Source organism: Acuticoccus sp. (assembly GCF_965213555.1).
Classification (GTDB): Bacteria; Pseudomonadota; Alphaproteobacteria; order Rhizobiales; family Amorphaceae; genus Acuticoccus.
In genome coordinates this window covers 1,552,802-1,568,134 of the sequence record NZ_OZ243890.1, presented here as the reverse complement: position 1 = coordinate 1,568,134, position 15,333 = coordinate 1,552,802, and the positions used below count along the sequence as shown (strand labels likewise).

Genomic DNA, 15,333 nt, shown 5'->3' with positions numbered 1-15,333 from the left:
TCGCGCGAAGGTGGTGCGAGAGGGGGGACTCGAACCCCCAAGCCTTGCGGCGGACGATTTTGAGTCGTCTGCGTCTACCGATTCCGCCACTCTCGCGGGCCGTTTGGCTGGGCGCACAATAGCCAGGCCGTTGTCGCGCACAAGTCACCCGCGCTCGACCGGCCCAACGCGATGGGGTATACACCATCAGTTGTTAGTCCGCATCGTTGCGTCCGGAGGATGTACATGCGTCGGCTCCTCGTGCCCCTGGTGGTGCTCGCCCTCGCGCTGACGGCAACCGCGGCGCACGCCGGCGCGTGGACGCTTCGGCGGGGCGAGACCCAGACGTTCGTCGCCTCGACGTTCACCTACGGCGACCACGGGTTCGACGAGGACGGCGAGCTCGTCACCGTTCCCGAGTACCGCAAGTTCGGCCTCTCCGCGGCGCTCGAGTACGGGCTACGGCCGTGGGTGACGGCGATCGTGCGCGGCGAGCTCTTAGAGGAGAGCATTGAACAGGAGGTCAGCGAAACGCTGATCGCTCCGGTGTCGCAGAACTTCGCGTCCGTCGCGGGCGGGGCTCGCGTCAGGCTGTTCCGTGGCCCGACGTGGGTCGTCTCCACGGAGGTGACCGCCTTCTCCGGTGGCTTCACCACCGCCGGAGCCGGCAAGCCGAGCGACGGCCCGGCCCTCGAGGTGCGCGTCCTTGGCGGCTATGGGACGACCGTGTTCGGCCGCAACGCGTACCTCGACGGTCAGGTCGCCTACCGCACGCGCTTCGATGAGGGGGAGGCCGACGAGGTGAGGGTCGACCTCACCGCCGGCGTCGAGGTCCTGCCGAACTGGGCGCTGCTCGGGCAGACCTTCTCCACCTTCGAACTCGGCGGCGAGGGCGAGGAGAGCCAGTACCACAAGGTGTCGGCGAGCGTGGTGCGCACGGTCACCGACCGCCTCCGCGTGGAGGTGGGCGGCGTCGCAACGGTGGCGGGCCGCAACGCGCTGCAGGAGTTCGGCGGGCGCATCGGCTTCTGGTGGACGCTGCCGCCCGGCAGCACCCGCGAGGACGAGGCCACGGGCCCCGACTTCGACTACGCCGCCATGCAATCGGTGCTGAAGTAGGAGGCACGCGTGGGTGCCACCACACGCGCGATCGCGGCTCGGTGGACCGGAGCCCCTTTGAAACAGTGCCCTAGCGGCTTGCCTGCGGCCGCGCGCCGAAGATCGCCGAGCCGACGCGGACCCAGCGTGCGCCGTGGGCGATCGCCTCGGCGTAGTCGCCCGACATGCCCATGGACGTCGCCAGCCCGAGCTCGTCCGCCAGCGCCGCCAGCGCTTGGAAGTGCGGACCGGGCGGCTCCTCGAGGGGCGGGATCGCCATCAGCCCCTCGACCGGAAGCCCAAGCGCTCGGCAGCGCTCCACCAGCGCCGCGGCCTCCTCGGACGCGGCGCCGGCCTTCTGCGCCTCACGCCCGACGTTGACCTGCACGAGGCAGCGCGGCACGCGCCCGGCCCCGTCGGCGGCCTTGGCGATCGCCTCGGCGATCTTCTCGCGATCGACGCTCTCGATGACGTCGAACAGGGCCACGGCATCCTTAGCCTTGTTGGACTGGAGCGGGCCGAGGAGGTGGAGCTCGACGTCAAAGTCCTCGCGTAGGGCGGGCCACTTCGCCTTCGCCTCCTGAACGCGGTTCTCACCGACGACGCGCTGGCCCGCCTCGAGGACGGGGCGAATGTGGTCGGCATCGAACGTCTTCGTGACGGCGACGAGCTCGACCGGATCGGTGCGCCCCGCCTGCCGGACCGCGGCGTCGATCGCGTGCCGCACCGCCGCGAGCCGCGTCGCGACGTCAGAGGCTTCCTCGGTCACGCTCATGCCGGTTGACCCCCACGTTCGGCTCACCCATGGTCCGGCGACACCCATGCGCCGGTCCAGCCCGATGAGTTCCCACGAGCGTTACAACGCGCCCGCCGTCGAAGCCAAGTGGCGTGCCGCCTGGGACGAGGCCGAGCTCTACCGCACGCGCAACGACGACCCTCGCCCCAAGTACTACGTGCTCGAGATGTTCCCGTACCCCTCGGGCCGCATCCACATGGGCCACGTACGCAACTATACCATGGGTGACGTGGTGGCGCGCTACCGCCGGGCCAAGGGCTACAACGTGCTGCACCCGATGGGCTGGGACGCCTTCGGCATGCCGGCCGAGAACGCGGCGATGCAGAACAAGGTCCACCCGGCGAGGTGGACCTACGACAACATCGCCGCCATGCGGGCGCAGCTGAAGTCCATGGGACTGTCGCTCGACTGGAGCCGGGAGTTCGCCACCTGCGACGTCGCCTACTACCACCAGCAGCAGCGCCTGTTCCTCGCCTTCCTTCGCGAGGGGTTGGTCACACGGCAGACGCGCAAGGTGAACTGGGACCCCGTCGACAAGACGGTGCTCGCCAACGAGCAGGTCATCGACGGGCGCGGCTGGCGCTCGGGTGCCACGGTCGAGCAGCGCGAGCTGCCGGAGTGGTGCTTCAAGATCACCGACTACGCGCAGGACCTCCTAGAGGCGCTGGGCGAGCTCGACCGCTGGCCGGACAAGGTGCGCCTCATGCAGCGCAACTGGATCGGCCGCTCGGAGGGGCTGCGGCTGCGCTTCGTCCTCACGGTGCCTGCACCGGGGGACCACCGCGAGGTGGAGGTGTTCACGACGCGGCCTGACACGTTGTTCGGCGCCTCCTTCATCGCGCTGGCGCCGGGCCACCCCTTGGCGCGCGCGGTCGCCGAGGCCAACGAGGACGTCGCCGCCTTCATCGCCGAGTGCGGTCGCATGGGTACCAGCCTCGCCGAGATCGAGAAGGCGGAGAAGCGCGGCGTCTTCACCAACTTGCGCGTGGCGCACCCCTTCGACGACACGATCACGTTGCCGGTCTACGTCGCCAACTTCATCCTCATGGAGTACGGCACGGGCGCGGTCTTCGGCTGCCCGGCGCACGACCAGCGCGACCTCGAGTTCGCCCGCAAGTACACGCTGCCCGTCACCCCGGTGGTGCGCCCCGCCGACGCCGACGAGGGCTTCCACGTGGGCGCGGAGGCCTACACCGGCGACGGCGTGATGATGAACTCGCGCTTCCTCGACGGAATGACGGTGGAGGCGGCGAAGGAGGAGGTTGCCCGACGCCTCGAGTCGACGATGCTGGACGGCGCGCCGCTCGGCGAGCGGCGGATCAACTACCGCCTGCGCGACTGGGGCATCTCGCGCCAACGCTACTGGGGCTGCCCGATCCCCGTCGTGCACTGCGCGGCGTGCGGCATCGTTCCGGTGCCCGACGCCGACCTGCCGGTGGTGCTCCCCGACGACGTGACCTTCGACGTGCCGGGCAACCCGCTCGACCGCCACCCGACCTGGCGGGACGTCGCGTGCCCCTCATGCGGCGGGTCCGCGCGGCGCGAGACGGACACGATGGACACGTTCGTCGACTCGTCCTGGTACTTCGCCCGCTTCACCGCGCCGGACGCCGAGGCGCCCCTCGACCGCGCCGCGATGGAGGCGTGGCTGCCCGTCGACCAGTACATCGGCGGCGTCGAGCACGCGATCCTGCACCTGCTCTACTCGCGCTTCTTCATGCGCGCGGTGGCGAAGGCGGGCTACGGCGATCGCCCCGAGCCCTTCGCCCGGCTGTTCACCCAAGGCATGGTGACACACGAGACCTACCGCGATGCGTCGGGCGCCTGGGTCTTCCCCGAGGACGTGGTCGTGCGCGACGGTGCGGCGACCCACGCGCAGACCGGCGAGCCGATCACCGTCGGTGCCGTCGAATCGATGTCGAAGTCGAAGAAGAACGTCGTCGACCCCGACACCATCATCGCGAGCTACGGCGCGGACACGGCGCGCTGGTTCATGCTGTCCGACACGCCGCCGGAGCGCGACATCGAGTGGACCGACGCCGGCGTTGAGGCCGCGCACCGCTTCGTGCAGCGCGTGTGGCGGCTGACCTTGGAGGCCGCCGCGCGCATGGAGGAGCCCGGCGAGGGCGACGGGCTCGCGCTGCGCAAGGCGACCCATCGCGCGGTGCGCGACATCGCGGGCGACATCGAGGCGCTCGGCTTCAACCGTGCCGTCGCCCGGCTCTACGAGTGGACGAACGTGCTGCAGCGCGCGCTCGCCGACGAGGCGACCCCAGGCCCCGCCATCCGCGAGGGCGTCGAGGCGATGGTCCGCGCCCTCGCGCCGATGATGCCGCACCTTGCCGAGGAGTGCTGGCGGGCGATCGGCGGCGAGGGCTTCGTCGCCGTTGCCCCCTGGCCGGAGGTGGACGAGGCGCTCCTCGTGGAGGACACCGTCACCCTGCCGGTGCAGGTCAACGGCCGCAAGCGGGCGGAGATCACCGTCGCCAAGGATGCCGCGGCCGGCGAGATCGAGCGCATGGTGCTCGCCCTCGACGACGTGCAGCGCTTCCTCGACGGGCCGCCGCGCAAGGTGATCGTCGTGCCCCAGCGGATCGTCAATGTGGTGGCGTAGCCTCGGGCTGGCGGCGGTCCTTGCACTCGCCGCGTGCCAGGTGCGGCCGCTGTACCAGGGCACGGCGACGTCCGGGCCCCTGTCGCCGCTGCCGGACCTTCGGGCCATCGTCGTCGACCCGCCACGCGACCGCACCGAGCAGGTGCTCACCAACGAGTTGAAGTTCCTGTTCCGCGGCGACGGCGGTGATCCCGCGGAGGAGCTCTACCGGCTGCGCATCCTCGCCGACGCCTCCAACGATCCGCTCGCCGTGGAGCTCGAGGAGGACCTGCCGGCGGCGGTCCTCGTCACCCTCAACGCCACCTTCATCCTGTCGGAGGTCGCGAGCGAGCGCACCCTCCTCACCGGGTCGTCGACGACGAGCGCGTCCTACGACTTCTCCTCCCAGCGCTTCGCCAACGTGCGCGCGGAGAAGGATGCGGAGGAGCGTGCGGCCAGGGCGATGGCGGAGAACATCTCGGCGCGCGTCGCGGCCTACTTCGCGGCGAGGCGGTCCGACACGTGAGCGTCATGCGCGCGGCTGAGGTCGGCCGTCGCTTCACCGAGGCGGAGCGGCTGCCGCCGCTCGTCCTCGTGTTCGGGCCCGACCGCGGGCTCGTCACCGAGGTATCCGATGCCATCGTTGCGCTGTTCGACGCCAGCGACGACCCGTTCGCCGTCACCAAGCTCGACGCGGCGACGGTCGCCGCCGACCCCGCGCGGCTGGTCGACGAGGCGCACACGATCTCCATGTTCGGCGGCCGGCGCCTCGTGCTCGTGCGCGATGCCGGGGGGCGCAACCTCGTCCCCGCCGTGGCGCCGCTTCTCGCCACGCCGCCTACGGAGGCGGTGGTCGTCGTCGAGGCGGGGGAGCTCAAGCGCGGTGTCGGCCTGCGCAGGGACGTGGAGGCGCACCGGGAGGCGGTGGCCGTGCACTGCCCCGCCGATGGCGAACGCGACCTCGACCGCATGATCGACGACGTGGCGGCGAGCTTCGGGCTCGCCGTCGATGCCGAGGCCCGGGCGGTGCTCAGGGGTCGGCTCGGTGCCGACCGCGCCGCCTCGCGCGCCGAGGTGGTCAAGGCCTGCCTTCATGCAGCGAGCGGTGACATGCTGACGGTGGGGGACGTCGACGCGGTGGTCGGCGACGTCGCCGTCAGCCAGGTGAGCGAGGCGGTGGACGCCGCCTTCCTCGGCGAGCGGCGCGCGCTCGACCGGGTCCTGTCGCGGGTGCTCCAGCAGGACTCGGCGGCGGTCACGGTGCTGATCGCCGCCCAGAGGGTCGCCCACGCGCTGGAGCTTGCCGCCGCCGACGTCGCGCGGGGCACGGCCCCGGGCCGCGCCGTCGAGGACGTCCGCCCACCGCTCTACGGGGCGAGCCGAGCGGCCGCCGCACGCGCCGTGGAACGCTGGTCCCCGGACAGGCTCCGCGCGGCGTCCGAGGCGATCGCCGCGGCGACCTTCGCGACGCGGGTGATGCCGCACCTTGCTGCGGCGACCGCCCGCGACGTCCTCTTGCGCATCGCTTCGGAGGCAGGGCGCCGCTAGAGCGGTTTGAGGTTAGTGGAACCATCTAATCCCAAAAAGACCGCTCTTAACCAAGCAGCTAGAGCATCTTATCCGGGTCTGAGGAGACCCAGAATGCTCTGAGGCGGGGATCAGCCCTCGCCGAGCATGCGGCAGACGGCGTCGAGCTGGTCGAGCGTGGTGTAGCGGATCGTCAGCGTGCCGCCCTCGTCGGCCCGGTGCGACAGGCTGACCGCGAGGCCGAGCCGCGCCGACAGGCGGCGGACAAGGGCCCTGGTGTCCGCATCGTCGACGACGCGCGGCGCGGCCTCCACCGGCCGCTCACGGTGTGCCACCAGCGCCTCGGTGGCCCGCACCGACAGGCCGCGGCGCATGACCTCGTCGGCGAGCGCCTCGGCGTCCGCCCGCCCGATCAGCGCGCGCGCGTGACCCGCCGTGAGGCTGCCGTCGGCGACGCTCGCGCGGATCGACGGCGGCAGCGACAACAGGCGCAGCGTGTTCGCCACGTGGCTGCGGCTCTTGCCGATGATCTTGGCGAGGTCCTCCTGGCGGTGACCGAACTCGGCCATCAGCCGCTGGTAGCCGGCGGCCTCCTCGACCGGGTTGAGGTCCGCCCGCTGCACGTTCTCGATGATGGCGAGCTCCAGCGCCTCGCCGTCCGTCACGTCGCGGACGACCACCGGCACCTCATGAAGACCCGCCCGCTGCGCCGCGCGCCAGCGCCGCTCTCCGGCGATGATCTCGTAGCCGTCGCCCGACGGCCGCACCAGGAGCGGCTGGACGATGCCGCGGTCCCGAATGGACTGGGTAAGCTCGTCGAGCGCGTCGTCGTGGAACGCCGCGCGAGGGTTCTGCCGGCTTCGCCGGAGCGAGGCGATGGGGACGCGGCTCGGCGCACGGCCCTCCGCCGTCGGGGCGGTGGGCGCGGCACCGGGAGGCGGCATGTCGCCCAGCAGGGCGGACAAGCCGCGGCCGAGGCGCTTCTTGGTGTCCTCCATCAGGCGGCCCCCAGCATGCGGTGTTCCCTGTCCATCAGCTCCGACACCAGCCTCAGGTAGGCTTGGCTCCCGGCGCACTTGAGGTCGTAGAGCAGCGCCGGCTTGCCATGGGACGGCGCCTCTGACAACCTCACGTTGCGAGGGATGACCGTATCGTAGACGAGCTCGCCCATGGTGGAGCGCACGTCCGCCTCCACCTGGTTCGACAGGTTGTTGCGGGCGTCGACCATGGTGAGGACGATGCCGTGGATGACGAGGTCGGGGTTCACCCCGGCCCGCACCTCGGCGATGGTCGTGAGGAGCTGGGACAGCCCCTCCATGGCGAAGAACTCGCACTGCAGCGGTGCGAGCACCGCGTGCGCCGCCGCGAGCGCGTTCACCGTGAGCATGGTGAGCGAGGGCGGACAGTCGACGACCACGTAGTCCGGCGCCGCCGGTTCGGCGCCGTAGGCGGCGATGGCCTGGCGCAGCCGCAGCGCCCTGTCCGAGGCCGCCGAGAGCTCGATGTCGATGGACAACAGGTCCATGGTCGCCGGAGCCAGCGTCAGCTCGGGCACCTCGGTGGCGTGGACCGACTCGGCGAGCGAGGCGGTGCGCGTCATGACGTCGTAGGTGGTGAGGCGCCGCGCCGCGGGGTCGATGCCGAGCCCGGTGGAGGCGTTGCCCTGGGGATCGAGGTCCACGAGGAGCGTCGCGTGCCCGGTGGCCGCCAACGCCGTCGACAAGTTGATCGCCGTGGTCGTCTTGCCGACGCCGCCCTTTTGGTTGGCGACCGCGATGACCCTGGGTCGCGGTGGCAGCGTCATGGCTGTGACCGGAGGTCGGTCACCTCGACGACGGGACCCTCGGCGCCGAGGTGGAGCCTTGCAGCGAACGCGTGGACGCTCTGGGCCGCCGCAACCTCGGCCTCGGCCTCCTGCCCCTTGGGGAACAGCCCGCGGGTGTGCGGGCCGAAGAAGCGCGATGCCAGCGGCAGGAGGCGCGGCAGCGGTGCGAGCGCGCGGGCGGAGACCACGTCCGCCTCGAACGGCGCCGACGCCTCGATGCGCTCGGCCCGCACCGCGACCCTGGCGCCGCACGTGGCAGCCGCCTGGACGAGGAACGCCGCCTTCTTCCGGTTCACCTCGACCATCGTCATCGCCCCCTCGCGTGCCAGCGCGACGATCATCCCGGGGAAGCCGCCCCCCGAGCCGAGGTCCACCCAGACGGGCCCCGCACCCTCGGCGAGCGGGACGAGCCGTAGGCTGTCCCGGACGTGCCGCTCCCAGAGTCGCCCCCGATCCTCGGCGCTGACGAGGTTGGTAACGCGGCTCCAGTGCGCAACTGCGTCCAAAAACCTTTCAATTGCGTCAAAGGTCGATGGCGCCACGAGGCACCGGACCTCCTCGCGGGCCGCGTCCTCGACGTCCGTCGCTTCAGGAGCCGGCACGACGGGCGTGCGCTGCGATCAGCGCGAGGCCGGCCGGCGTCATGCCGGAGATGCGCCGCGCCTCCCCGAGCGTCCTCGGGCGACGCGCGCGCAGCTTGGCGGTGAGCTCGGCGGAGAGCCCGGGGATCGCCCGCTCGGCGAGCGCGGTCGGGATCGCGAGCGCATCGGCGGCCCGCGTCTGGTCCGCCGCAACGCGATGACGGTCGGCGTAGCTGCGGTAGAGCGCGTCGGCCTCCAGCGCGTCGCGCACGTCCCTCGGCGTGTCGGCGAGCCGCGGCAGGAAACGGTCGACCACCCGCCATCCGCCGCCCGGATGGGCGAGGAGGTCGAAGCCGTCGCGCCGCCGCCCGTCGCGGTTCATCGGCACGCCGTGCGTTGCTGCCTCCTGCGGCGTTACCGTGAGCGCCGACAGCGCCTCCGAGGCCGCCCGTCGCGCCTCGACGCGTGCGGCGTGGCGAGCGCTGCGGGCGGACCCCACGAGCCCTTGCGCTTCGCCCCACGGGGTCAGCCGCTCCATCGCGTTGTCGGCCCGCAGCGCCAAACGGTTCTCCGCGCGCGAGGTGAACATGCGGTAGGGCTCGTCGGCGCCGTTGGTGACGAGGTCGTCGACGAGGACGCCGATGTAGGACGTCCCGCGGTCCATGGTGGCGGGCGTCGCGCCACCCGCCCGCCGTGCGGCGTTGAGCCCTGCGAGGACGCCCTGCGCCGCGGCCTCCTCGTACCCCGTCGTGCCGTTGATCTGCCCGGCGAGGAACAGGCCGGGCAGCCGCTTGAGCTCTAACGTGGGTTCCAAGGCGCGGGCGTCGATGGCGTCATACTCGATGGCGTAGCCCGGCTGCGCGATCTCGGCTCGTGCGCATCCTGCCAGGGTGCGCACCATCGCGAGCTGCACGTCCTGCGGCAGCGAGGTCGAGATCCCGTTCGGGTAGATCCTGTCGCTCGCGAGCCCCTCGGGCTCCAGGAAGACCCGGTGCGACGTCCGATCCGCGAACCGCACCACCTTGTCCTCGATGGAGGGGCAGTAGCGCGGCCCAACGCCGGTGATGGCGCCGCCGAACAGCGCCGACCGGGACAGGTTCGCACGGACGAGCTCATGGGTCGCGGGCGTCGTCGCGCTGACGTGGCAGGGCCGCTGGGGCAGGGTCGGCGCAGCGCTCATCGCCGACAGCATGGTGGGCTCGGGGTCGCCGGGCTGGTCCTCCAGCGCCGCAAGGTCGAGCGTCCGCGCGAGGAGGCGCGGTGGCGTCCCGGTCTTCAGCCGCGCCATGGGGAGCGCCATCCCTCGAAGCCGCGCCGCGAGCGCCGAGGACGCCGCCTCGCCCAGACGTCCCGCGGCCCATCGCATGTCGCCGAGGTGGATGACGGCGCCGAGGAACGTCCCCGTGGTGAGCACCACCGCGGCCGCCCGGAGCTCGCGGCCATCGGTGAGCCGCACGCCGACCACCGATCCGCCAACCACCGCGAGGTCGGCGACCTCGCCCTGCACCACCACGAGCGCAGGATGCGCCGCGAGCGCCTCCGCCATGCGCCTCGGATAAAGCTCGCGGTCGACCTGGGCCCTCGGCCCCCGCACCGCCGGCCCGCGGCTGCGGTTAAGCAGCCGGAAGTGGATCCCCGCAGCATCGCTGACGCGCCCGATCAGGCCATCGAGCGCGTCCACCTCACGCACGAGGTGCCCCTTGCCGATGCCGCCCACCGCCGGGTTGCACGACAGCCGCCCCACCGCCGCCGCGTCGAGCGTGACGAGCGCGGTACGCGCTCCCACGCGCGCGGCAGCCGCCGCAGCCTCGCATCCGGCGTGCCCCGCGCCCACGACGACGACGTCGTGTTTCACGTGAAACCTCACTTACCGATGCAGAACCTGCCGAACACGTCGTCCAGCACGTCCTCGATGCCGATCTCCCCGGTCATACGTGAGAGGTCGTGGCGGGCCAAGCGCAGCGCCTCGGCGACGAGCTCCAAAGGCAGCTCGCCGGCGGCGGCCCGTAGGTTGTCCACCATGCCGACGAGGGCGGAACGCTGTCGCGACCTTGTGACGATGGCCGCCTCGGACCCTTGCATCCCCTCGCGCACCAGCGCCGTCAGCCGCTGCGACAGGCGGGCGATGGATAGCGGCTCGGCGAGCGAGGTCGCGCAGTGCGCGGCGTCAGGGGGCGGCGCAAGGTCGGCCTTGTGCCAGACGAGGACGGCGCCAGGGTCCACCGCGACGGGGTTGGTGTCGGGGCTGCGCACGGCGACGACGAGGTCGGCGGTGGCGGCCTCGCGACGGGTGCGCCCGATGCCGATGGCCTCGACCCCCGTGGCGTCCGTCCGCAGCCCGGCGGTATCGCACAGGGTGACGCGGTAGCCACCCAGCTCGACCTCCGCCGTCACGACGTCGCGCGTCGTCCCGGCTTCGTCCGCGACGATGGCGGCGTCGCGTCCGGCAAGGGCGTTGAGCAGGCTCGACTTGCCAGCGTTCGGCGGGCCGACGAGCACGATGCGGAAGCCGTCGGTGAGCTTGCCCGCGTCGCGGCTTTGTCGGAGCGCGGCCTCGACATCGTCCGCGAGCGCGGTGCAGCGCTGGCTCAGGCCGCACGCGTCCTGCGGCACGTCACCCTCGTCGGCGAAGTCGATGCGCGCCTCCGCCTCGGCGGACAGCGCGACCAGCGTGTCGCGCCAGGCTTGCGCGCGCTGCGACAGCGCGCCCTCGGCGAGCCGCACGGCGCGGCGTCGCTCCGCCTCGGAGCGCGCGGCGATGAGCTCGGCGAGCGCCTCGGCCTCGACGAGCCCCATCCGGCCCGAGAGCACGGCGCGCAGGGTGAACTCGCCCGGCTCCGCGAGGCGGATGCCCGGAAGGCTCACGGCGTCGGCGAGCACGCGCTCGACCACCGCGGGCCCTCCATGGCAGTGCAGCTCGACGACGTCCTCCCCGGTGGCGCTCGCCGGCGCGGGAAACGCGAGGCACAGCGCCTTGTCGACGGCGGCCCCGTCCACCGGCGACGCGAGCGACCGCAGGACCGCACGCCGCGGCGGCAGCCCGTGGGCGCCGAACGCGTCGGCGACGGCGAAGGCACGAGGCCCGCTCACGCGCACCACGGCGATGGCGCTGGGTGGCCGTCCGGAGGACAGCGCCACAATTGTCCCTTCGAGATCCATCAGGAACCCTGTCGATGCCCCACCGCAACAGGCTGGCGGACGAGGCCAGCCCCTACCTCCTGCAACACGCGCACAACCCCGTGGACTGGTGGCCCTGGGGCGACGACGCGCTCCGTGAGGCGCAGCGGACGGGCAAGCCGATCCTCCTGTCGGTGGGCTACGCCGCCTGTCACTGGTGCCACGTGATGGCGCACGAGAGCTTTGAGGACGAGGCCACGGCACAGGTGATGAACGCGCGCTTCGTGAACATCAAGGTCGATCGCGAGGAGCGCCCGGACATCGACCAGCTCTACATGGCGGCGCTGCACGCGACCGGCGAGCAGGGCGGCTGGCCGCTTACCATGTTCCTCACGCCAGCCGGCGAACCGTTCTTCGGCGGGACGTACTTCCCCAAGGAGGCGCGCTTCGGCCGCGCGCGGTTCGTCGACGTGCTGAAAACCGTCGCCGATGCCCACCGCGACAAGGCCGACATGGTGCGCGGCAACGTGGCGGCCCTGCTCGACCGGATCGCGGTGTCCGAGGCCCCCGGCGAGCTGCCGGGCGACGCGCCGGACAAGGCGGCGGCGCAGCTCTTGGGGCTGATGGACCCGGTGCACGGCGGAACACGCGGCGCACCGAAGTTCCCCAACGTGCCGATGTTCGAGCTGATGTGGCGCGGGTACGCCCGCTCCGGCGACGCACCGCACCGCGATGCGGTGGTCCACGCGCTGAACCGCATCGCCATGGGGGGGATCACCGATCACCTCGGCGGCGGGTTCGCGCGCTACAGCGTCGACGAGCGCTGGCTCGTGCCGCACTTCGAGAAGATGCTCTACGACAACGCCCAGCTCCTCGCGCTGCTGGCGGACGCCTGGTGCGTCACCCGCGATCCGCTGTTCGCCGCGCGCGTCGAGGAGACCATCGGCTGGCTCGACCGCGAGATGGCGATCGCGGGGCTTTATGCCGCGAGCCTCGACGCCGACTCCGAGGGCGAGGAGGGCCGGTACTACGTGTGGTCCCTCGACCAGGTCCGCGACGTCCTCGGCGCGGACGCCGACCGCTTCGCGTCGCACTACGACGTCACCGAGGAGGGCAACTGGGAGGGCACGAACGTCCTCGCACGGTCGGCTGAGACCGGCCTCGCCGACGAGGGCACCGAGCGCTTTCTCGCCGACGCGCGCGTTCGACTGTTGGAGGCGCGGGAGCACCGGGTGCGACCGGCGCGGGACGACAAGCTCCTGGCCGACTGGAACGGGCTCGCCATCGCAGCGCTCGCGCGCTCCGGGGCCGCGCTGGGTCGCGCCAACTGGCTGGCGCGGGCGAGGGACGCCTACGCCACGGCGTGCGACACCTTCGGCGAGGGCGACCGGCTCATCCATGCGGTCCGCGGCAACCGGCGCCTCGGCCAGGGCTTCGCGCTCGACCACGCGGCGATGATCCACGCCGCGCTGACCCTGGCGTCCGCCATGCCGGGCGAGGCGGCGCCGTGGGTGGCCGACGCGGCGCGCTGGACCGCGGTCATGGAGCGGCACTATGCGCTTCCCAGCGGCGGCTACGCCTGGACGGCCGACGACGCCCCAGGCCTCGTCATGCGGCCACAGTCTCCGACCGACGAGGCGGTGCCGAACGCCAACGGCGTCATGGTGAAGAACCTTGCAACGCTTTGGGCGCTGACCGGCGACAACGCGTACGAGGCCGCCGCGCGGAGGGTCCTCGCGGCCCACGCGCGGGCGGCGGCGGCCAACGTCTTCTCCTGCGCCTCGTTGTTCAGCGGCATGGACCAGCTGCAGCGCCTCGCCACCGTGACGGGGGACCTCGCACAGGTTACGGCCCGGTCCGGGCACCCGGCGGCCATCGCCCTCGGCCAGCCGCCCGAGGATCACCCGGCCGCCGGCCCGCCGCCCGGACGGGCCATCGTGTGCCGCGCCGGCGTCTGCTCCATGCCCCTCGCCGACGAGGGCGAACTCATGGAGGCGTTGTGGCGGACCTGACGCCCAGGGCGTTCGTCGCAGCGCCGTCGCGGCCAGGGTGCCCGCACGTCCACGTGGCCGCCTACCGCGCCCTCGTGCCGAACCCGTTCGCCCTCGACTACCTGGTCGAGCTGTCCATGCGCACGCTGGGCTTCTTCACCGATCACGCGCCTCGAGCCTGGGAGTACCCCGTCGTCCTGGAACGCGCGCTGGCGACCTCGGGGCTGGTGATCGACCTCGGCGCCGGGCTCTCGCCGCTACCCTTCGCGCTCGCCGAGCGCGGGCGCGAGGTGCTGACGGTGGACAACAGCCCGATCATCCGCGACCCCGACGACCGTCACGCATGGTCCGAGTGGGGCTCCCTGGACTACGGCGTCATCGACCCGCGCATCGCCTCGCGCCGCACGGACATGACGCAGCTCGAGCTGTCGCCCGGCAGCGTCGGCTGCTTCGTGTCGGTGAGCGTCGTCGAGCACATGCCGGCGACCCAGCGACGCGCGCTGTGGCCGCGATTGCGCAGGGCGCTCTCGTTCGAGGGCGCCCTCGTCCTGACGCTTGACCTCGAACCCGGCTGCGAGGTCCTTTGGAACCGCTGCCTGGGCCAGACCGTCGACGCCGAGGGCCACGGCACGCTGTGGGACGTGCTCGGCGAGATGCGCGCCGCACGGCTCGCCGTAGGCGAGCTCTCGTTCGCCCGCGGCCTCCCAGGCTCCCAAACCGACATCGCCTGCTTGACCGCGCGACCCGGTTGAGGCGTTGCGGTCGCATCGCCTCACGCCTCCTTGGGCGCGCCCGCTGCGACCGAGGCGCGGGTGCAGGCCTCAGCTCGCCCAGCGGCGCTCGAAGTCGTGCACGTCGTCGAAGCCGAGGATGGAGCAGAACGCCCTGAAGTCGTGCAGCGGGACGTTCGCCTCGGCCGCAACCCCGGTGCGGGCGAGCGCCCCGTAGACCGCGTCGAGCGCTGCGGCCGTGGCGAGGAAGCCCGCCGCCGGGAAGATCGCGAGCTGGAAGCCAAGTTCGGCATAGCGCTCCCGGGTGAGGACGGGCGTCGAGCCGCCTTCAACCACGTTGACGATGAGGGGGAGGTCAAAGCTCCTCCCGATGGTGGCAAGCTCGTCCTCGCTCTCTGGAGCCTCGATGAAGAGAACATCGGCGCCCGCCTTGGCGTAGGCCTCCGCCCGTCGCAACGCCTCGTCGAGGCCGAGCGCGGTACGCGCGTCGGTTCGCGCGACGATCAGGAAGTCTGCGCTCGATCGGCTGTCCGACGCCACCTCGACCTTGCGCACCATGTCCTCCACGGGCACGACGCGGCGGCCCGGCGTGTGGCCGCACTTCTTCGGGAACTCCTGGTCTTCGATCTGCATCCCCGCGGCGCCGGCGGCCTCGTAGCCTCGCACGGTATGGCGCACGTTGAGCAGGCCACCGTACCCCGTGTCCGCATCGGCGATGAGCGGCGCGCCAACCGCGCCGGCGATCAGGCGGGCGCGCTCCACCATGTCCGTGTAGGTCGCGAGCCCCGCGTCGGGCAGCCCGAGGTGGGAGGCGACCACGCCGAAGCCGGTCATGTAGGCGCACTCGACGTCGTGCTGCGCCAGCATGCGCGCCGAGATCAGGTCATAGACGCCGGGGGCCACCACGAGATGCCCGCGCCGCAGCAGCGTCCGCAGCGATCGTGTCTCACGCATGGTCCGTCCCCCTTCGCCGATCCAGCCGAAGGGCACCGTACACGACGCGGACCGGCGTCGGCGAGGAGGCCCTAGGGCGGTTTGGGGTTAGGCGGAACCACCTAACCCCAAGAATACCGCCCTTAACCAAGGAGCTAGAGC

General features: G+C 72.1%; 13 protein-coding genes and 1 tRNA gene. 6 read left to right on the top strand and 8 right to left on the bottom strand.

Features of this window, described 5'->3' with window-relative positions:
• Window positions 1-11: 11 nt before the first annotated feature.
• Window positions 12-96 (bottom strand) — tRNA-Leu (locus ACOOE8_RS07575).
• A gap of 129 nt (window positions 97-225) precedes the next feature.
• Between ACOOE8_RS07575 and ACOOE8_RS07570 the strand changes: the two genes are divergently transcribed.
• Entirely contained in the window at window positions 226-1,098 is an 873-nt protein-coding gene (locus tag ACOOE8_RS07570; protein ID WP_420394217.1) for a hypothetical protein, read from the top strand.
• A gap of 70 nt (window positions 1,099-1,168) precedes the next feature.
• Here ACOOE8_RS07570 and ACOOE8_RS07565 read toward each other — a convergent pair whose 3' ends face one another.
• On the bottom strand, window positions 1,169-1,852 hold the full coding sequence (locus ACOOE8_RS07565; RefSeq protein WP_420394216.1) for a YggS family pyridoxal phosphate-dependent enzyme: 684 nt from the start codon (window positions 1,850-1,852) through the stop codon (window positions 1,169-1,171).
• Window positions 1,853-1,916: 64 nt separating this feature from the next.
• On the opposite strand from ACOOE8_RS07565, the gene leuS reads away from it, so the two are divergent.
• The 3 genes from leuS to holA are packed head-to-tail and all read left to right on the top strand — an operon-like array spanning window position 1,917 to window position 6,014.
• Window positions 1,917-4,487, top strand: coding sequence for a leucine--tRNA ligase (gene leuS / locus ACOOE8_RS07560; protein WP_420394215.1), 2,571 nt, complete (start codon window positions 1,917-1,919; stop codon window positions 4,485-4,487).
• On the top strand, window positions 4,474-4,992 hold the full coding sequence (gene lptE / locus ACOOE8_RS07555; RefSeq protein WP_420394214.1) for an LPS assembly lipoprotein LptE: 519 nt from the start codon (window positions 4,474-4,476) through the stop codon (window positions 4,990-4,992). Before leuS ends, lptE begins: the two co-directional genes overlap by 14 nt.
• Before the next feature lie 5 nt (window positions 4,993-4,997).
• Window positions 4,998-6,014 carry a DNA polymerase III subunit delta gene (gene holA / locus ACOOE8_RS07550; RefSeq protein WP_420394657.1) on the top strand — a complete coding sequence of 339 codons (1,017 nt, stop codon included), beginning with the start codon at window positions 4,998-5,000 and terminating at the stop codon, window positions 6,012-6,014.
• Window positions 6,015-6,124: 110 nt separating this feature from the next.
• Here holA and ACOOE8_RS07545 read toward each other — a convergent pair whose 3' ends face one another.
• From ACOOE8_RS07545 to mnmE, 5 genes are all read right to left on the bottom strand, one after another.
• Window positions 6,125-6,991, bottom strand: a complete 867-nt coding sequence (locus tag ACOOE8_RS07545) for a ParB/RepB/Spo0J family partition protein (protein WP_420394213.1) — start codon at window positions 6,989-6,991, stop codon at window positions 6,125-6,127.
• The gene (locus ACOOE8_RS07540; RefSeq protein ID WP_420394212.1) at window positions 6,991-7,797 is read right to left on the bottom strand and encodes a ParA family protein; all 807 of its coding nucleotides are present in this window, start codon (window positions 7,795-7,797) and stop codon (window positions 6,991-6,993) included. Before ACOOE8_RS07540 ends, ACOOE8_RS07545 begins: the two co-directional genes overlap by 1 nt.
• Entirely contained in the window at window positions 7,794-8,324 is a 531-nt protein-coding gene (locus tag ACOOE8_RS07535; protein ID WP_420394211.1) for a 16S rRNA (guanine(527)-N(7))-methyltransferase RsmG, read from the bottom strand. The genes ACOOE8_RS07540 and ACOOE8_RS07535 overlap by 4 nt, the downstream gene beginning before the upstream one ends.
• An 82-nt stretch (window positions 8,325-8,406) precedes the next feature.
• Window positions 8,407-10,254, bottom strand: coding sequence for a tRNA uridine-5-carboxymethylaminomethyl(34) synthesis enzyme MnmG (mnmG, locus tag ACOOE8_RS07530; RefSeq protein WP_420394210.1), 1,848 nt, complete (start codon window positions 10,252-10,254; stop codon window positions 8,407-8,409).
• A gap of 8 nt (window positions 10,255-10,262) precedes the next feature.
• Entirely contained in the window at window positions 10,263-11,537 is a 1,275-nt protein-coding gene (gene mnmE / locus ACOOE8_RS07525) for a tRNA uridine-5-carboxymethylaminomethyl(34) synthesis GTPase MnmE (protein WP_420394209.1), read from the bottom strand.
• Between the two features lie 35 nt (window positions 11,538-11,572).
• On the opposite strand from mnmE, the gene ACOOE8_RS07520 reads away from it, so the two are divergent.
• Together ACOOE8_RS07520 and ACOOE8_RS07515 are read left to right on the top strand one after the other, a co-directional pair.
• Complete coding sequence (locus tag ACOOE8_RS07520) at window positions 11,573-13,528, top strand: thioredoxin domain-containing protein (RefSeq protein ID WP_420394208.1); 1,956 nt, start codon at window positions 11,573-11,575, stop codon at window positions 13,526-13,528.
• Window positions 13,516-14,259 carry a methyltransferase domain-containing protein gene (locus ACOOE8_RS07515; RefSeq protein ID WP_420394207.1) on the top strand — a complete coding sequence of 248 codons (744 nt, stop codon included), beginning with the start codon at window positions 13,516-13,518 and terminating at the stop codon, window positions 14,257-14,259. Before ACOOE8_RS07520 ends, ACOOE8_RS07515 begins: the two co-directional genes overlap by 13 nt.
• A gap of 69 nt (window positions 14,260-14,328) precedes the next feature.
• Here ACOOE8_RS07515 and ACOOE8_RS07510 read toward each other — a convergent pair whose 3' ends face one another.
• A complete protein-coding gene (locus tag ACOOE8_RS07510; RefSeq protein WP_420394206.1) occupies window positions 14,329-15,192 on the bottom strand; it encodes an isocitrate lyase/PEP mutase family protein in 864 nt (287 codons plus the stop codon).
• Window positions 15,193-15,333 lie beyond the last annotated feature (141 nt).